Here is an 18,021-nt window from a genome sequence, read left to right on the forward strand (position 1 = left end):
AATAAAAGAAGCGGCGTAAGTTCGATATTATCAAATAGAAGGAGATTTGAACATGAATGCATATATCAAATTGGGGTGGGTATTACCTATCATAATGGAGCAACTAAAAGGGCTCGACAAAGATAAGCTTGATAACCGCAGGAAGAAGGGACAACTTGAAGAGGGGGTGCTGTGGAAAAAGGCTGGCGACAACCGTATTTACTACCACTTTGAGAATTGGGATAACTTTGTAGAGAACGGCCAGTAATGAGTGATTTAAAGGAGTATTGCAACCAGTTTGAAGGCGTAAACATTCACGGCAAGAGTATCAGGATTGATTTTTACTTTAAGACTGTGCGCTGTCGTGAAGCACTCAAAGGTTTATCACTCACAAAGTCGAACATTAAGTTTGCCAGTAACAAACGAGCAGTTATTTTACATGAGATTGCCACAGGCACATTTGATTACGCAGAACACTTCCCCAACTCTGAACGCGCTCTTTTGTGGAGCGCAAAACCTAAACGCGAAGAGATTCCAACCGTCGCACAAGCAATGGATATTTGGCTTAGCATCAAAGAGACTCAGGTAGCATTTAGTACAATTCGGTCATACAAAAGCAAAGTTGAAAATCATGTATTACCTGTATGGGGTCATTTCAAATTAAATGAGGTGCGACAGAGCCACATCAAAAAGTGGATTAGTGTCGACCTGTCATCGTTAAGCAATAAAACGATTAACGAAGTGCTCATTCCGTTCAGAGGTATTTTTGATGACGCGCGCGCAGACCGAATTATTGACTACAGCCCGCTAGAATATATCGACAATCTAAAAATTGTCAGGGATGAACCCGACCCCTTCACGCGCGAAGAGTTAGCCATTTTTGCAACCACACCAACCAAACGCCCCCAAGAAGTGAACGCATTTATCTTCTGTTGTTGGACAGGCTTACGATTGTCTGAATTGCTTGCACTAGCTTGGGAGGACGTTGACCTAAATAGCGGCACCATCAAAGTGCAACGAGCAATTGTCCTCAAGCAATACAAAGTCCCAAAAACTGCAGGAAGCATTCGCACAGTTCACCTGCTTGAACCAGCAATTGAAATATTGCGGTCACAAATGGCACTGAGCGCGATGTTAAAGCCTCATACTATCAATGTGATGCAACAAGACAATAAAACCGTTAAAACTGAATCTCTGCGCTTTGTGTTCGTTAATTCGCTATCAAATGAAGAGCTAAAGGGTGAAGCGCCGTACCGAGATCGATTTTTCAAAACGCATCTTAAAAAGTGCAAAATCAGATATAGAGGCCCAAGCCAAGCAAGGCATACATTCGCAAGCCAACTTTTAACGGCAGGTGTCAACGAGCGATGGATAGCAAATCAGTTAGGCCACACATCTACAAAAATGCTTGAACAACATTATGGAAAATGGATGCACAACGAAGTGCCAGACATGTCAAAACGCGTAAGTGAACAACTTGGATTTAGTCAGAATAGTCCCAAAATGGTCCCAAAATTGAGCAAGTGATTTATAAATGATTGATTTTAAAGGGGAAGAAATGGCGGAGAGAGAGGGAGTCGAACCCTCGATACGCTATAAACGTATACACGAGTTCCAGTCGTGCGCCTTAAGCCACTCAGCCATCTCTCCGCACTGAATGCGGGGCTAATACTATGAAAACCCCCGCCTTTTAGCAAGTACTTTTTTTGTAATCTAGTTTAACTGACTAGAATGTAGTCAATCTAGAATTAACCTTTTAAACTTGCTGAAAAGTCCAACATGCGATTTAGTGAACGCAGAGCGCCTTCACGTAACTCCATATCGACAAAGACTTCTTTACCTTCTGGGCTGATAAGCGCTTCTTCAATCGCTTGCAAGCCATTCATAGCCATCCAAGGACAATGTGCACAGCTGCGACAGGTTGCCCCTTCACCTGCCGTCGGCGCCTCAAAGAATTCTTTTTCAGGACAAAGCTGTTGCATTTTGTAGAAAATACCACGATCAGTTGCCACGATGAATTTTTGATTGTCCATCTCTTGTGCAGCTTTGATCAGCTGACTCGTAGAACCCACAGCATCTGCAAGGTCAACAATCTCAGCTGGCGACTCTGGGTGAACCAGTACCGCAGCATCTGGATGCAACGTTTTCATGTCTTTCAACGCTTTCGTCTTGAATTCGTCATGAACGATACACGCGCCATTCCACATGATCATATCCGCACCAGTCTTCTTCTGGATGTATGACCCTAGGTGTTTGTCTGGACCCCAAATAATCGTTTCGCCTTCAGAGTCTAAGTGCTCAACGATTTCAAGTGCACATGAAGACGTAACAATCCAATCTGCGCGGGCTTTAACTGCGGTAGACGTATTTGCGTATACAACCACTTTTCTTTCAGGGTGCTGATCACAGAATTTAGAAAACTCATCGATTGGGCAACCAACATCCAGTGAGCAAGTCGCTGCCAGCGTAGGCATTACAACTGTTTTTTCTGGTGTTAAGATCTTAGCTGTTTCGCCCATGAAGCGTACACCAGCAACAATGATAATATCCGTGTTTTCTTGTTTGGCACCAAAACGCGCCATTTCAAGTGAATCCGCAACACAACCACCAGTCTCTTCGGCTAGCGCTTGGATCTCTGGATCCGTGTAGTAATGGGCAACCAATACCGCATTTTTCTCTTTTAACAATGATTTAATGCGCACTTTATACTGCGCTTTTTCTTCATCGTTTAACGGTGCTGGTTTTGGAGGAAATATATAATCCTCGGGCATGATTTGTTCTGCTAGACTCATTCTCTCGACCACATAGTCCACATTGCATAATTGAGGCGAATTATACGAAAAATACAGAGATAATCCTAGTAAATGACAAGATTAGGAAAGAATATTTAAGAATAAAAGAATAGGCTGAGAAATGGTGGGTCATGATGGACTCGAACCATCGACCAATGGATTAAAAGTCCACTGCTCTACCAACTGAGCTAATGACCCGCTCGGGAATGTTTTAAGCTTAATGGTGGGTCATGATGGACTCGAACCATCGACCAATGGATTAAAAGTCCACTGCTCTACCAACTGAGCTAATGACCCGCTCGGGAATGTTTTACGCTTGAATGGTGGGTCATGATGGATTCGAACCATCGACCAATGGATTAAAAGTCCACTGCTCTACCAACTGAGCTAATGACCCGCTCAAGGAATTTTTTAAAGCTTAAATGGTGGGTCATGATGGACTCGAACCATCGACCAATGGATTAAAAGTCCACTGCTCTACCAACTGAGCTAATGACCCGCTCGGGAATTTTTAAGCTTAATGGTGGGTCATGATGGGCTCGAACCATCGACCAATGGATTAAAAGTCCACTGCTCTACCAACTGAGCTAATGACCCGCTCGGATATCCAGATTTAAGCTAATGGTGGGTCATGATGGACTCGAACCATCGACCAATGGATTAAAAGTCCACTGCTCTACCAACTGAGCTAATGACCCGCTCTGGATATTGAAATGCTTAATGGTGGGTCATGATGGACTCGAACCATCGACCAATGGATTAAAAGTCCACTGCTCTACCAACTGAGCTAATGACCCGCTCGAGGATATGAAAGCAACTTAAAATGGTGGGTCATGATGGACTCGAACCATCGACCAATGGATTAAAAGTCCACTGCTCTACCAACTGAGCTAATGACCCGCTCGGGAATTTTAAGTTTAATGGTGGGTCATGATGGACTCGAACCATCGACCAATGGATTAAAAGTCCACTGCTCTACCAACTGAGCTAATGACCCGCTCATATCAAAATTAAGCAAAAGTGGTGGGTCATGATGGACTCGAACCATCGACCAATGGATTAAAAGTCCACTGCTCTACCAACTGAGCTAATGACCCACTCATTGCAGCAAGAGGTCTATACCGTATCGCCTGCTGCGGGCGCTTATAATACTTATTTAAAATTCTAGTGCAACTGAATTACGCTGTTTTTTTTAAATTTTATGTCTAAGCGCCTATTTTTAGACCACAGTGTACACAAAGCAGCTAACTACAGCTTAGATAAGCGCTCTGTTGCCAATTTTGCAGCAGTCGTACTTGGATACTCTTTAATCAAGTCGTTAAACAACTGCTTCGCTTTTTCTTTGTCACCTGCATTTGCAGCCAATGTACCCAACTTGAGCATGGCATCTGGACGCTTGTTAGAATCTGGGAATTGATCAACAACCACTGAGAAATGCTTTATTGCCTCTGCTGGCTGACTTTTAATTGATTGTAGCTGGCCTAACCAATAATGCGCATTCGGAATATATACAGATTCAGGGAACTGCTGCAAAAAGTTTTGAAACTCTGGGATAGCCGCATCATATCGCTTATCTTTCATGATAAGCGCCACAGCACGGTCATATGCCTCATTTTCAGATAAGTTACTACTTACTGCTTGTTCTCCCACACTTGGGATAGTCGTCGCGGCAATATCTGACTTGGTTTGCTCATAAACTTGTGTAACGCGATTTTCAATCTCTTGATATAACTCACGTTGACGCTGTAAGACCTTTTCAAGCTTATAGCTTTGTTCGTCGGTAAAACCACGAACTTGGCTCACTTCGTCTTGCAATTGCTGCAATTGTAATTGTAAGTCTGCCTGAACACGATTTCGATTGTTCATCATCTTTTCAAGTTCAGCAACACGCTGTTCAAGCGTTTTTTGTGAGTTTGCAGCATCATAAACAGTAGCGGGAGCTGCCCAAACTTGGGAGCTCCCGCTAAGAAAGATGATGGCTGCCAAAATAGTTTTCGGCTTCATAACATCTCTTGTCTAAATTAGTATACCAATACCGCGCGACGGTTCTTAGCAAAAGCCTCTTCAGTGCGCGACTTAACCATTGGCTTTTCTTCACCGTAGCTCACTACAGAGATTTGGCTATCAGAAACACCTAGGCTCTCAAGGTACTTAGCAACTGATTTACCACGGCTTTCACCAAGTGCGATGTTGTACTCAGGTGTACCGCGCTCATCTGCGTGACCTTCGATTAGTACTTTAACGCTTGGGTTTTTAACTAGGAAGTCAGCGTGTGCTTGTAGTAACTCAACGTACTCGCTACGAACAGTAGAGCGGTCAAAATCGAAGTATACGATCTGCTCTTGACGCAAATCTGCATATTTCTTCTGTAACTTCTCTTCTGCAGTCATTTGAGGCTTTACTGTACCTACATCAACCTTATCATTGCTGTTAGAAGAAGCATTTGTTTGCTGGCTATCACCACCATCAACATCACCAGATGATGAGCTACATGCAGCTAAAGTCATTACAGGCAACGCTACCAATAAAGCCTTTAAAGTTTTGTTAAGTTGCATCGAGTATATTCCTATATCTTTATAAGTCTAACCAGTAAAAATTACTGTAAAAACGGCGACCAGGCCGGTGCCTTCACTTGCCCGTCAAGTACTGGCAATCTCGCTTTAAAGCGACCGTCCATCGACACCAGGGCCAAAACCTGCTTATTATTATGCAGGGTACTGTAAATAATCATAGAGCCGTTCGGCGCAATACTCGGGGATTCATCGAGTCTTGTACGAGTTAGCACCTGAAACAGCCCTGAATCAAATTCTTTCTTCGCAATATGGTACTGACCTAACGTGCGATTTACCATTACTAATTGCTTACCATCAGGCGTAATTGAACCCGCTAAGTTCATATCGCCATCAAAAGTCACACGTCTAGATCTACCAGTATCTAAATTTAACTTATATATCTGGGCATTACCACCCCTTTCAGACGTATAAACAATTTCTCTGCCATTTGGGTGCCAACTTGGCTCAGTATCGATACTTCTATGCTTAGTTAAGCGCTTTTCGGTGCGTGTTTCCAAGTCAATAACGTACACTTCTGTCGCCCCGCCTTTGTCTTTTGACAATACCACTAACATTTGAGTGCCATCAGGCGAAAACTGCGGTGCACCGTTGATGCCTTTATAGCTGGTGATCTTTTCTCTTTTGCCTGTGTAGATGTCTTGTACATAGATCTGTGATTGACGATTCTCAAAAGTCACATATGCTAATTTGTTACCATCTGGAGACCATGCTGGCGACATCAAAGGCTCTTTAGAGCGCAGAAGCACCTGCTCATTAAATCCATCATAGTCAGCGACCACTAGCTGATATGGCTTATCTTGCTCTTCACGAACAATCACGTAAGCAATCTTGGTTCTAAACGCGCCACGCTCGCCCGTAAGTGCCTCGTATACAACATCACTTATTTGATGTGAATAGTAACGGAATGAGTCACTGTCAATCACACTCTGACGACTTTCCAAAATGTGATCCTGGCTCTTCATCAGCTGGCCATTAGTCATCATACGTGTTTCACCGCCAGTGATCTGCGCGCGCAGCACATCAATAAGTTCATATTTTACTAAATAGCGATTGGCAGGCTGCTGTGTCACAGTACCGATGACAATGGCTTCTACGCCGAGGCTCACCCAAGCGTCATAATCAACTTCTTCGTCGGTTGTAGGCAATTGCGGCATTTGTTCTTCTGAAACAGGTTTAAATTTACCGCTTCTCATCAAATCAGCTGCAATCACAGAGTTAATTTCTGAAGGCACTTCTCCATTACCAATGTATTTAAATGGCACAACCCCAATTGGCCTTGCGCTGTCTACCCCTTCGGTAATAACAATTTCAAGCGCCGCGTTGGCAAGCGTAGTCATACCGAAAGCAAAAACCAACAATATGTTTTTAAAATGCTTTAACATGGTTTTCCTTTAAAGATTTGGTTTAATCGTTAAATTAATATTTTTAAGCTGCTCAAAGACATCTTTATCTTTTGAGACAGGTAATGTATCAGCCATACGCACGGCTCTTAACGCGGCTTCACATACCAACTTATCACCGCCTAGAGACTTAGCTTGCGTCACTAGACCATTGAATCCTAGACGAATATTTACACGACATTGTTTACCTTTCATCTTTTCATCGATTAATAAGTTAGATTGAATGCGTTGCATAATAAGCGCTCTGTATTTGTCTACTTCACCCAACACTTGTTGCTGACGAACTTTGGCTCGTGCTGCGTGCTCTTGCGCGAGCTGCTCTTGTAACAGTTGTTCTTGCAAAGCCTTTTGACGCGCTTGCTCAGCTGCTTCTGCTTTACGCTTAGCCTCTTCTTCTTGACGCTTACGCTTGGCTTCTGCTTGTTTTAAGCGTTCTTCTTCAGATTTACGCTTATCAGCTGCTGCTTTTGCAGCTCGCTCAGCTTGTAACTTTTCTTTTCGTGCTTTTTCAGCGTCCGCTCGTTGTTTTTTCTCAACTTCACGGGCCTTCTTGGCTTGCGCTTCGGCTTTACGCTTCTCTGCCAGTTTTGCTTGTCGCTGCTGTTCTAGCTTTTTAATGCGCCTTGCTTCTGCTTCTCGATCTTTGCGCGCTTGAAGTGCTCTGCGTTCCAAATCGCGAATGCGCTTTTCCTCCGCACGCTTTTTAGCATCTTCTTGCCTTTTTAACTCTCCCACTTTGCGCTCAACCGCCTGTTGATCAACAGAAATAGCAGAGACCACTTTTTCTTCTTCGACGGATTCACTGATTGGATTGAGCTGCACTTGCATCACGGTTGGCTTTGACATCTGCAAATTAGCAGAGGCAAACAACATACCAGCTAACGCGAAATGAAGCAGAAACGACTTGATAATTCCGCTTGTTAACGCATCCATTAGTTATCCTCAAACGATTTAGTCATCAATCCAACAGATGGAACGCCTGCGTTTTTCAAGAAATCCATTAGGAGCAACACTTCTTGATATGACACGCGACCTGACCCCTTAATTAAAACGGGGGTGTCCGGGTTCTGTTGCAACTTGAGCTTTATGATCGCAGCTACTTCAATGGCATCCATGGGCGCTTCAGGGTTCGTACCCACAGAGACAAAGTAACGACCTTCAGCATCTATACTTGCAATAATAGGTGGTGCATCTTTCGTCTCTACCAAATCAGACTCTTGCATCTGAGGCAGGTCAACTTTCACTCCATGAGTAATTAACGGTGCGGTTGCCATAAAGATGATCAATAGCACCAACATTACATCAATGTATGGCACAACGTTAATCTCGGCAACGGGACGTCTTTTCTTAGGCTGATACATTATTCTTCGCCTCTACTAACGTGGCAGCTTGACGATGTAAAATATTGGCGAACTCTTCCATAAAATTGGCATAGTTCACTTCCAGCTTTTCAACATGCTTGGCAAATCGGTTATATGCCATAACAGCAGGGATAGCAGCAAAAAGACCCATTGCTGTTGCAATCAATGCTTCAGCGATACCAGGCGCTACCATTTGTAGTGTTGCTTGCTTAACATTTCCAAGCGCAATAAATGCCGTCATGATCCCCCAAACCGTACCAAATAGACCAATGTATGGACTAATTGAGCCAACCGTTGCTAAAAATGAGAGGCTCGACTCTAATTTTTCTACTTCACGTGATAGCGCAACACGCATTGAACGGTGCGTACCATCTAAAATCATGTTTGCAGAGCCGGTATTGTTCTTTTTATGTCTGGCGAATTCTTTAAAGCCAGCCACAAATAAAGCTTCTAGACCTTTTGAGCTGCCTGAACGCGCAGTGATTTCGTTATATAACTTTCCAAGATCCATTCCTGACCAAAATTGCTGTTCAAACTTTCTTGCATCGCTTTGTGCTTCAGCTATTACTGCGCGACGCTGGAAAATGATCGCCCAAGATGCGATTGACATGCCGACTAAAGTCAACATAACAAGTTGAACAAGCACACTGGCTTCTAAGATTAGATCAATGAAATTTAGACCCGATTCCACGTTTTAACACTCCTAATAATATTGTGTACCCGGCATGGCGCCTTTCAACTGATAGACTTCAAGCACGACAAAAGGTTCAGGTAGTTTAACCACACAAATAGTGGCTTACAACGTCAAAGCTATAAAATTAGCTTAAATGTCGATAAATGACACAATCACCAGTATGCACTTTATTTATTGACCTTTAAGGATATATCAATAATTGAATCATTTTATTTATAGTGTTCCTATGCAATTAACATTTTTATTCCACAACTTCAGTTGCAGCCTAAATATTTACTCAACATGCATAAAAGACCGAATTTATTCACTTTGCACGAATAAATGCTCAAAAACCCATTGGTAATACCAATTAACAACAATTTATCTAATATTTACAATTTGCGCATAATTGATACAAACCTAATAAAAACAGTAATATAGAAACATAAATAGAGTCATTAATTAACCATTAAAAAATAACCAATAAATTTTGACATTATTTTTTCTTATCCGATAGATGTAATTTTTCTAGTTTGATAAAACTCACGAATGTCTTTAATATGCACCCTGTACTGAGCGCACTGCTTAACGTAATGCAAAAGCCAGTTACCTAAGTAATAGATGTCTGATTGTTCTATTACTTTGATGAGAAACTTTTGGATAAAACCTTAACAGACTCATCAGTTCCCTGGATTACTTCCTTCAACTTGTTGTTTTCGCCCGCACATATGTGCGGGCTTTTTTTTGCCTGTAATTCAGCAGCCACACAACACTTAGAGACACTAGGAAAGTTAAAGGAGAAGGGAAAAAAGGAATAGAAAAGCCACAGCAGTGATTGCTATGGCAATGAGGGGTTAATCTTCTTTGCTTAGGTTAAAGTGCATATAGGCTCGATCAGAGACAATACGTCCCCTTGGAGTACGTTGAATAAACCCTTGCTGGATTAGGAAAGGCTCGATGACGTCTTCAATAGTTTCTTTTTCCTCACCGATGGCGGCGGCGAGGTTATCAAGGCCTACAGGGCCACCAGTGAACTTTTCAATAATGGCCAATAAATACTTTCTATCCATATAATCAAAACCACATTTATCGACATCGATCATATCCAGCGCTTGGCATGCAATATTTGCATCTACACTGCCATCACCTTTTACATCGGTAAAATCTCTTACACGACGTAGCAGTCGATTCGCAATACGAGGAGTACCTCTCGCTCTTTTAGCTACTTCTCTAGCACCTTCGTCCGTTGATTCAAGATTTAAGAAATGTGCAGAACGACTCACAATTGTCGCAAGATCTTCTACAGAATAAAACTCCAAGCGTTGAACGATGCCAAACCGGTCACGCAAAGGAGAAGTCAATGAACCAGCTCTGGTAGTTGCGCCGACTAAGGTAAATGGTGGCAAGTCTAACTTAATTGATCGAGCAGCAGGCCCCTCGCCTATCATAATATCAAGCTGGTAGTCTTCCATTGCTGGATAGAGGATTTCTTCTACCTGTGGACTAAGTCGGTGTATCTCATCAATAAACAAAACATCGCCCTCTTCCAAGTTTGTCAGCATTGCTGCCAAATCGCCGGCTTTTTCAAGCACAGGTCCAGATGTGGTTTTTATGTTTACACCGAGCTCATTTGCCACAATATTAGCAAGTGTGGTTTTACCTAGGCCTGGCGGGCCAAATATCAATAAATGGTCAAGCGCTTCCCCACGTGAACGCGCAGCTTCAATAAATATCTCCATCTGCTGCTTAACGTGAGGTTGTCCCGTATAATCATTTAATAATTTCGGGCGAATAGCACGGTCTATTTGCTCTTCATTGCCCTGTACTTCGGGCTCAATTAGTCTATCTGCTTCTATCATAATTACATCATGGATTTAAGAGCTTCTTTGATTAAGGTTTCTGCGTCTAAACCTTCACCTTTAACACCTTTCACGGCTTTTTGCGCTTGTGCAGCCTTATAGCCCAATGCTATTAACGCGGCAATTGCATCATCAACAGGCAATGCCCCCACTGTTGGGTCCTCCTGAGGCGGTAACACTGCATTATCGCTATATGGTGTAAATAAATCATGGCCAAAGTCTTTGAGCCTATCTTTCATTTCTAAGACTAGTCGTTCCGCCGTCTTTTTGCCTACACCGGGGATCTTAACTAACGTAGATGCATCACCATTATTCACACAATGGACAAATTGTTCTGCAGACATACCCGACAAAATCGCCAAAGCCAACTTAGGTCCAACGCCATTTGCTTTGATTAACTCTCTAAATAATGCGCGTTCGGTCTTGTGGTTAAAACCAAACAGTAATTGCGCATCTTCGCGAACAACAAAATGAGTGAAAATTGCCGTAGCTTGGCCAACATTTGGTAGCTCATAAAAGCAAGTCATTGGCATTTGCACTTCATAGCCTACTCCGTTGACATCAATTAAGATCTCAGGAGGTTGTTTTTCTAATAAAGTTCCGCTTAATTTGCCTATCATAGTTATCTTAACCTTCCACGCACTGTTTTTTTAGCATTGCCTGCCAATCTAATTAAATTTTGCTCAGAATGCGCATGACAAATCGCAATGGCTAACGCATCAGCAGCATCGGCCTGCGGGGTGCCTGGTAGCTTTAAAATTCGCTTTACCATTTCTTGTACCTGAGATTTGTTTGCGCCGCCTGTTCCAACTACCGCCTGCTTTATTTGCCGCGCTGAGTATTCATGTACAGGGATTTCTTGCATGGTTGCTGCAACAATCGCAGCACCTCGCGCCTGACCCAGTTTTAACGCAGAATCGGGGTTATGCGCCATAAAAACTTGTTCAATAGCAAAGCTATCTGGCGAAAACTGCTCGATTAATTGACTCACCCCTTGATAGATCATTTTTAATCGAGTGGGAAAGTCGTGATCGGCAAGCTTAATACAACCGCTGCCAAGATACTGAAATTTTGCACCTTGATGCTGGATAACACCATAACCGGTAAATCTGGATCCTGGGTCTATACCCAATAAAACTGCCAAGGCATTACTCTCTCAATTTTTTCCACATCATGCCAAAATACTGTATAGATTACCAGTATCAAAACAAAAAAGGCGGCCATTTAGGCCGCCTTTTCAATCATGTTTTTTAATTACTGCTCTTCGCTTTGTGCCTGTTGTACAGCAATTGCAAGTTCAGTTAATGCATCTGGGTTTGCAACACTTGGCGCGTTTGTCATTAAACAAGAAGCTTGTGTTGTTTTCGGGAATGCAATTACGTCACGAATATTATCAGTGCCGCACAGTAGCATTACAAGACGATCAAGACCAAATGCCAAACCAGCATGCGGAGGTGTGCCATACTTTAGTGCGTCTAACAAGAAGCCAAACTTGTCTTGCTGTTCTTGCTCTTCAATACCCAATATTCTGAAAGCGGTTTGTTGCATTTCATTGTTGTGGATACGAACAGAACCACCACCCACTTCATAACCGTTTAACACCATGTCATATGCATCAGAAATCGCAGCAGCAGGGTTTGCTTCTAGCTCTTGTGCATCGATGTCTTTTGGTGCTGTGAATGGGTGATGTACCGCGTGAAGGTTGCCTTCATCATCTTCTTCAAACATTGGGAAGTCAACAACCCAAAGTGGGGCCCACTTGTTTAGGTCAGTAATTTCTCTGTCTAAGCCAACTTTAAGACGAAGCGCACCCATTGCTTCGTTTACAACGTTGCGCTTGTCTGCACCAAATAGAATGATGTCGCCTGTTTGCGCATTTGTGCGCTCAAGCAGTGCAGCAATCACATCTTCGTTGAGAAATTTAGCGATAGGAGACTGAACACCTGCCATACCCGCATCGCGGTCATTAACTTTCATCCAAGCAAGGCCTTTCGCGCCATAAATGCCAACAAACTTAGTGTATTCATCAATCTGTTTACGAGATAGCTCAGCACCACCAGGCACTGTTATTACTGCAACACGACCTTTTTCATCGTTTGCAGGGCCAGCTAGCACTTTAAACTCTACGTCTTTTACGATATCAGCAACGTCTACAAGCTCTAACGGGTTACGTAGATCGGGCTTATCAGAACCGAAACGACGCATTGCTTCTGAGTAAGGCATGGCAGGGAACTCGCCCAAATCAACGTTTAGAAGCTCTTGCCACATTTCACGGATCAGACGCTCGGTTATTTCACGCACTTGATCAGACGTCATGAAAGACGTTTCGATATCGATTTGTGTAAATTCAGGTTGTCTATCAGCACGCAAGTCTTCATCACGGAAGCACTTAACGATTTGATAGTAACGATCAAAGCCTGACATCATTAGCAATTGCTTAAACAATTGTGGAGACTGAGGCAAAGCGTAAAAACTGCCTTTATGTACACGACTAGGTACTAGGTAGTCACGTGCACCTTCCGGAGTTGCTTTAGTTAAAACTGGCGTTTCGATGTCTAGGAAATCATTAGTATCTAAGAAGCGACGAACAAAGCTTGATGCTTTAGCACGTAGCTTGATACGGTCACTCATCTCTAAACGTCTAAGATCTAAGTAACGATACTTAAGGCGACGCTCTTCTGAGTTTTGCTGATTGAAATCTAACGGTAGAGGTTCAGAACGGTTGATGATCTCAAGGTCTGTGCCTAAGATTTCCACTTCACCCGTTGCCATGTCTTTGTTTACTTGGCTTTCTGGCCTGGCACGTACACTACCCGTTACTTTCACACAAAACTCTTGGCGTAATGTGTTTGCAACATCCATTAACCCATCTACTTCTGGGTCAAATACAACTTGTACTAGGCCTTCGCGATCTCTTAAGTCGACGAAAATTAATCCACCTAAGTCACGGCGCTTGTTGATCCAACCACATAGTTCGACTTCCTGACCTACGTGGTCCTTATTTAATTTTCCGCAGTATATAGAGCGCATATCGTTCCTATTTGCCTAGGCTTTTACATTTCAAAGTGCAGTTTCGCCTACGGGCTATCGTAATTAACAAAAATAATCGCCAATTATATAAAAATAGACCGCTTTGTCATCCTCCAATCATGAACATTATGTGTAAAGTTGGTTTTTTTAGGTACTCACAGTTTGTTAGACTTACAAAAAACATCAATGAAAGACGTTATGCTTTACTTAGGTTGCCCACAATGGAGTTCTTCACACTGGAAAGGTCGCTTTTTTAGTCAACATTGCCAAAACGCCAATATGCTTAAAGAGTATGCCGGAATATTCAATAGTGTCGAAGGCAATACCAGCTTTTACGCAAACCCTAAGCCTGACACTATTTTGCAGTGGAGAGATGCTGTTCCCGATGACTTTAAATTTACCTTTAAAGTATCTAAACACATTACACACGAATTAGCTTTGCAAAACTGTCAGAAAGAAACGCTGGAATGGTGTAATTTGTTTTCCCCCCTATTTGAAAAGATGGCTATGATTATGGTTCAGTTACCTGCTAATTGTGGCCCTGAGCACTTGTACCGTATTGAACAGTTCGTGACTATGCTACCCAAAGAACTGTGTGTAGGTATTGAAGTACGCAATTTAGGTTTTTTTCAAAAAGATGAAAATGAAAAACGATTCAATCAGTATCTAATACAACATAACATCAATCGTATCATCATGGACACCCGTCCTTTGTTTAGTGAGCCGGCCAACACGCCCGCTATTATTGATGCTCAGCTTAAAAAGCCACGTGTCCCAGTCAATGTCATTGCCACAGGAAATCGCCCTATGGTTAGATTTGTTGGCTGCTCCAACCTCAAAGAGAACAGGCATTTTTACGCCCCTTGGCTCAATAAAATTCGTGGTTGGCTAAAGGAAGGCAAGGAGCCCTTGGTATTTTTTCACACAGCCGATAATTACGACTCTCCACTTCTCGCACGTCAGTTTACCCAAGATCTCGGCATTGACCACAAAGTGCTACACCCTTTTCCCGCTGAGCAACAACCTAAACAAGGGAGCTTGCTGTAATCATTTTGATTAAATGAGTTAAATCAAAATAAAGGAATAGACATGACACTAAAACGACAAAAAAGTAAAAACATTCAATGTAGCAAACTCGTTTATCAGAAGCTCACTCCAAGAACATGGTAGGAGGAGGAAATAGTGGTAAATCACGCGCTTCTGTTTGCCATAGCCTCCCTCCAAAACCTATCTAATTCGCCAAACTTTTGTTGAGAATTTATAATTCAAACAATGAGTGAGTACGTACTCACCCACTTTAGCTCACTTTAGCTCACTTTAGGCGACTAGGCTCAAAAGTATCATACCTAGGTAAGTCTGCATCCAAATTATCCCAATTTGCTTTAGACGTCATAAAATTATGAGACATAGGTCGCTCTTCTATTTCGGTGTCCAATAAACCCAAGCGTAATCTGAGCTTTTCGGGTAAATCGGCATTTGAGCTAAATAAAGGAGAAGCACAATTGCTGCAAAAATGACGCAATCGACCGGGTTTAAAGGCGTATGACTTAACAAGTTGTTCGCCTTTCACAATTTTCATAGATTCGGTAGCTATAAAGCCATTGGTCGCATACGCTGTGCCACTTGATTTTCTGCATAACGAGCAATGACAATGAATAATACTTTCTATTGGTCCATGTACTTCTATTTCTATCCCTTTACATAGACAACTCGCTTTGTACATATTTTTTTTCCTTGCGTTATAATCTCGCACAAAGAATACGCGAGAAACCATTGCAAAAAAAGACCACAATGCAAGAATTGAAATACTTTCAGCACTATCCTGAAAATATACAGGATCAAGTCCGCCAACTTATTACCAACAATCAATTGCAAACGTATTTCAGACGTAAGTACCCAGCTGGACACCAACTGCAAAGTCAGCAAGGCTTATATCAGTACAGTACCGAAATAAAACAGCGTTTTTTAAAAAATGCACCGCGTTTAAATTCAGTCAGTTTTAACAAGCACACCGACATGGTAAAAGGCACTTTAGGCACACATACTCACCAACAAAGAGTACACGGAAAAAAGTTAAAAGCACGCTACGATATAGCACTAAATAATCAGCTAAAGTACGCTCCAGAAGCCATATTACGTGCTTTGATAGTGCATGAACTTGCACACTTTAAACACGCTGAACACAATAAAGCTTTTTACAATTTATGCTGCCATATGGAGCCGGACTACCATCAGCTAGAACTAGATCTAAGACTATTTATCGTATTAGATGAGCAGGCACTTAACTTTTATAAGATACAATAAAGCCTTGGCGGGTTGGAAAGGGGCATAAGGCAGTTATATAAGATGTACTGCCTATTTGTAATCTGTACTCACATTTTGCAATTAGGGCTCAAGCCTTGCTGCTTGGCCGCTTGATAAAGGCTGTTTGCCGAGTGCATTTTGTTATTTAATCTCTGGATGCGGTTGTCTGGTGACGGATGGGTCGATAAAAACTCCATTGGCCTTTCACCACCTAGCTTTTCCATATTTTGCCAAAGTTCTACTGCACCAATGGGCTTAAAGCCTGCTTTAGCCATCAACTCCAAGCCGATAATATCAGCTTCAGTTTCATGGCTGCGGCTAAATGGTAAAGCAATACCAACTTGAGCGCCAACCCCCAGCCCTTGCATGATTGTATTGCGATATTCAATGTTATTCATCTGCATAACTGCATTACTTACCTGAAGTCCTGCTTGCAGTAAACTGCTTTGAGAAACACGCTCATTTGCATGCTGCGCAATTACATGGCCTACTTCATGCCCCATTACAGCTGCTAGTTGATGCTGGTTTTTTGCAACTTTTAACAACCCCGTATTTACCCCAATTTTTCCTCCAGGAAGCGCAAATGCATTGGCGCTGTCATCTTTAAACACGACGACTTCCCATTTTTGAGACGCATATTTATTTGGTAACTGGGCAATAAGTGCATCTGCGATGCAGCTCACATACTGGTTACTGCTCTTCTCGCTTTCAATAGCTTGTTTTGATTTTATTTGGTCAAAACTCGCTACTCCCATCTCATCCATTTGCTGCTCAGGATACAACATTATTTGAGTTCGACCTGTCGGAGATGTTTTACAACCACTCAGTGCCAAAGCAACTAACATACACGCTACTACTTTTTTCATCATACTTCCCACGTATTGTTGGCTCGCAATTTTATTGCTGAATATATGTAAATAATAAACTACATTATTAGAGCTTGACCAGTCATAACAAAAAAGCCCGCTAAAAAGCTTCATACTGTTCACTGTAGAGGAGCAGCTTTGGGATTAACAGGGTAACGGCTAGTATTCACCTTAACGACCCTAGGCCTACTTGGCCTAGGGCGTTTTTCTTTAAAGAATACTGTTAAGTACCCTCTAAGTGCAGCTAAACGCTTGGGAGTATTGCCTGAAGAGAGCATTAGCCATCACTTTAAGCTGACCTCCAATGAATTGACATGCATATTTGAAGCTTATTTCGTTCGGTTGAGCCAACTCTAGTGATGAATCATCGATAACATCGTTGAACAAATAAGTGTTTGCCATAAAAAAATCCGTAATCAGAAAACTAATTACGGATTTTTCATGACCTTTTGGATCGGTCAACTGAACACTTTCTTAATAGATCAGCATTGCGCTATAGCTAGCGGGCTTTTCACCAATAAGTTAGACTATTCAGCGGCCTTTGAAACCATAACCATCGCAGGTCTCAGTAGGTGGCCATTTAGCGTATAACCTTTTTGCATAACTGCTAACACAGTGTTCGGTGCTACGTCATTACTTGGTTGAATAGACATTGCCTGATGAAATTCTGGAGAGAAAGCCTCGCCTTGTGGATTTACTGCCTCCACACCATACTTATTCAGTGCATCTGAGAAGCTTTTCAACGTCATTTCAACGCCTTCTAAGATTGATTTAGTTGCTTCATTTTCTTTATCAGCAAACTCAACAGCACGCTCTAGGTTATCAATTACAGGGAGCAAGTCGTTGGCAAACTTTTTAAGTGCCAGCTTATGTGCTTTCTCGACATCTTGAGCCGCACGGCGGCGCATGTTCTCTACTTCTGCAGCAGCGCGAACAACACCGTCTTTTTGACCTTCAATTGTTTGCTTTGCAGCTTCAAGCTCAGCGTATAAACCAGCGATTTCCTCTTCAGGGCTTAACTCAGCCTGTTCAGCCTGTGGCGCTTCTTCTTGTGTTTGCGCTTCAGCAGCTTGTTCTACTACTTCTTCTTGTGCAGTTTCTAATTCCTGCTCTGGTGCTTTTGTCTGCTCAGACATGAAAGTGTATCTCCGATTCTTTACAACTGCCGTAATTATGGGGATGGA

The 18,021-nt window shown here is 42.4% G+C and carries 18 protein-coding genes, 11 tRNA genes and 1 pseudogene; 4 read left to right on the plus strand and 26 right to left on the minus strand.

Going from position 1 to position 18,021, the window contains the following annotated elements; translation table 11 throughout:
* The first annotated feature begins 52 nt into the window (after positions 1-52).
* Both N482_RS14635 and N482_RS14640 read left to right on the plus strand, forming a co-directional pair.
* Positions 53-247, plus strand: coding sequence for a hypothetical protein (locus tag N482_RS14635; RefSeq protein WP_063377742.1), 195 nt, complete (start codon positions 53-55; stop codon positions 245-247).
* On the plus strand, positions 247-1,506 hold the full coding sequence (locus N482_RS14640; RefSeq protein ID WP_063377743.1) for a site-specific integrase: 1,260 nt from the start codon (positions 247-249) through the stop codon (positions 1,504-1,506). The genes N482_RS14635 and N482_RS14640 overlap by 1 nt, the downstream gene beginning before the upstream one ends.
* 32 nt (positions 1,507-1,538) lie before the next feature.
* On the opposite strand, the gene N482_RS14645 is transcribed toward N482_RS14640, so the two are convergent.
* The 22 genes from N482_RS14645 to aspS form a co-directional block, all read right to left on the minus strand.
* Positions 1,539-1,629 (minus strand) — tRNA-Ser (locus N482_RS14645).
* Between the two features lie 98 nt (positions 1,630-1,727).
* Positions 1,728-2,771: a quinolinate synthase NadA gene (nadA, locus tag N482_RS14650; protein ID WP_063377744.1), complete on the minus strand. Its 1,044-nt coding sequence runs from the start codon at positions 2,769-2,771 to the stop codon at positions 1,728-1,730.
* A gap of 122 nt (positions 2,772-2,893) precedes the next feature.
* A tRNA-Lys gene (locus N482_RS14655) sits at positions 2,894-2,969 on the minus strand.
* 23 nt (positions 2,970-2,992) lie between these two features.
* Positions 2,993-3,068 (minus strand) — tRNA-Lys (locus tag N482_RS14660).
* A 24-nt stretch (positions 3,069-3,092) separates the two neighbouring features.
* Positions 3,093-3,168 (minus strand) — tRNA-Lys (locus N482_RS14665).
* Positions 3,169-3,194: 26 nt separating this feature from the next.
* Positions 3,195-3,270, minus strand: a tRNA-Lys gene (locus N482_RS14670).
* 22 nt (positions 3,271-3,292) lie between these two features.
* Positions 3,293-3,368 (minus strand) — tRNA-Lys (locus N482_RS14675).
* 25 nt (positions 3,369-3,393) lie between these two features.
* A tRNA-Lys gene (locus N482_RS14680) sits at positions 3,394-3,469 on the minus strand.
* A gap of 23 nt (positions 3,470-3,492) precedes the next feature.
* Positions 3,493-3,568, minus strand: a tRNA-Lys gene (locus tag N482_RS14685).
* A gap of 27 nt (positions 3,569-3,595) precedes the next feature.
* Positions 3,596-3,671: transfer RNA gene (locus tag N482_RS14690), tRNA-Lys, on the minus strand.
* A 21-nt stretch (positions 3,672-3,692) separates the two neighbouring features.
* Positions 3,693-3,768 (minus strand) — tRNA-Lys (locus tag N482_RS14695).
* Positions 3,769-3,792: 24 nt separating this feature from the next.
* Positions 3,793-3,868 (minus strand) — tRNA-Lys (locus N482_RS14700).
* A gap of 151 nt (positions 3,869-4,019) precedes the next feature.
* Positions 4,020-4,775 (minus strand): tol-pal system protein YbgF, encoded by a 756-nt coding sequence (gene ybgF, locus N482_RS14705; protein WP_063377745.1) that lies wholly within the window; start codon positions 4,773-4,775, stop codon positions 4,020-4,022.
* A 17-nt stretch (positions 4,776-4,792) separates the two neighbouring features.
* Positions 4,793-5,326: a peptidoglycan-associated lipoprotein Pal gene (pal, locus tag N482_RS14710; protein ID WP_063377746.1), complete on the minus strand. Its 534-nt coding sequence runs from the start codon at positions 5,324-5,326 to the stop codon at positions 4,793-4,795.
* 41 nt (positions 5,327-5,367) lie between these two features.
* Positions 5,368-6,726, minus strand: a complete 1,359-nt coding sequence (gene tolB, locus N482_RS14715; protein ID WP_063377747.1) for a Tol-Pal system beta propeller repeat protein TolB — start codon at positions 6,724-6,726, stop codon at positions 5,368-5,370.
* A 9-nt stretch (positions 6,727-6,735) separates the two neighbouring features.
* The gene (gene tolA, locus N482_RS14720) at positions 6,736-7,677 is read right to left on the minus strand and encodes a cell envelope integrity protein TolA (protein WP_063377748.1); all 942 of its coding nucleotides are present in this window, start codon (positions 7,675-7,677) and stop codon (positions 6,736-6,738) included.
* Positions 7,677-8,105 (minus strand): protein TolR, encoded by a 429-nt coding sequence (tolR, locus tag N482_RS14725; RefSeq protein WP_063377749.1) that lies wholly within the window; start codon positions 8,103-8,105, stop codon positions 7,677-7,679. The genes tolA and tolR overlap by 1 nt, the downstream gene beginning before the upstream one ends.
* Complete coding sequence (gene tolQ, locus N482_RS14730) at positions 8,092-8,796, minus strand: protein TolQ (RefSeq protein WP_063372973.1); 705 nt, start codon at positions 8,794-8,796, stop codon at positions 8,092-8,094. The genes tolR and tolQ overlap by 14 nt, the downstream gene beginning before the upstream one ends.
* An 836-nt stretch (positions 8,797-9,632) precedes the next feature.
* Positions 9,633-10,637: a Holliday junction branch migration DNA helicase RuvB gene (gene ruvB / locus N482_RS14735; protein WP_063377750.1), complete on the minus strand. Its 1,005-nt coding sequence runs from the start codon at positions 10,635-10,637 to the stop codon at positions 9,633-9,635.
* A gap of 2 nt (positions 10,638-10,639) precedes the next feature.
* A complete protein-coding gene (gene ruvA / locus N482_RS14740) occupies positions 10,640-11,257 on the minus strand; it encodes a Holliday junction branch migration protein RuvA (protein ID WP_063377751.1) in 618 nt (205 codons plus the stop codon).
* 2 nt (positions 11,258-11,259) lie between these two features.
* A complete protein-coding gene (ruvC, locus tag N482_RS14745) occupies positions 11,260-11,781 on the minus strand; it encodes a crossover junction endodeoxyribonuclease RuvC (protein WP_063377752.1) in 522 nt (173 codons plus the stop codon).
* Between the two features lie 110 nt (positions 11,782-11,891).
* Positions 11,892-13,667 carry an aspartate--tRNA ligase gene (gene aspS / locus N482_RS14750; protein WP_063377753.1) on the minus strand — a complete coding sequence of 592 codons (1,776 nt, stop codon included), beginning with the start codon at positions 13,665-13,667 and terminating at the stop codon, positions 11,892-11,894.
* Between the two features lie 198 nt (positions 13,668-13,865).
* Between aspS and N482_RS14755 the strand changes: the two genes are divergently transcribed.
* Entirely contained in the window at positions 13,866-14,714 is an 849-nt protein-coding gene (locus N482_RS14755; RefSeq protein WP_063377772.1) for a DUF72 domain-containing protein, read from the plus strand.
* Positions 14,715-14,979: 265 nt separating this feature from the next.
* Here the strand turns inward: N482_RS14755 and N482_RS14760 are convergent, their stop codons facing one another.
* Positions 14,980-15,390, minus strand: a complete 411-nt coding sequence (locus N482_RS14760) for a GFA family protein (RefSeq protein ID WP_063377754.1) — start codon at positions 15,388-15,390, stop codon at positions 14,980-14,982.
* 68 nt (positions 15,391-15,458) lie between these two features.
* Here N482_RS14760 and N482_RS14765 point away from each other — a divergent pair, with 68 nt between their 5' ends.
* Positions 15,459-15,971 (plus strand): M48 family metallopeptidase, encoded by a 513-nt coding sequence (locus N482_RS14765; protein WP_063377755.1) that lies wholly within the window; start codon positions 15,459-15,461, stop codon positions 15,969-15,971.
* A 68-nt stretch (positions 15,972-16,039) separates the two neighbouring features.
* On the opposite strand, the gene N482_RS14770 is transcribed toward N482_RS14765, so the two are convergent.
* From N482_RS14770 to grpE, 3 genes and pseudogenes are all read right to left on the minus strand, one after another.
* On the minus strand, positions 16,040-16,837 hold the full coding sequence (locus N482_RS14770) for a M48 family metallopeptidase (RefSeq protein WP_063377773.1): 798 nt from the start codon (positions 16,835-16,837) through the stop codon (positions 16,040-16,042).
* 119 nt (positions 16,838-16,956) lie between these two features.
* Positions 16,957-17,176, minus strand: a pseudogene (locus tag N482_RS25685) (IS4 family transposase); the annotation flags it as partial.
* Between the two features lie 188 nt (positions 17,177-17,364).
* Positions 17,365-17,973, minus strand: a complete 609-nt coding sequence (gene grpE, locus N482_RS14780; protein WP_063372964.1) for a nucleotide exchange factor GrpE — start codon at positions 17,971-17,973, stop codon at positions 17,365-17,367.
* Between the last annotated feature and the right edge of the window lie 48 nt (positions 17,974-18,021).

This window comes from Pseudoalteromonas luteoviolacea NCIMB 1942 (assembly GCF_001625595.1).
Taxonomy (GTDB): Bacteria; Pseudomonadota; Gammaproteobacteria; order Enterobacterales; family Alteromonadaceae; genus Pseudoalteromonas; species Pseudoalteromonas luteoviolacea_A.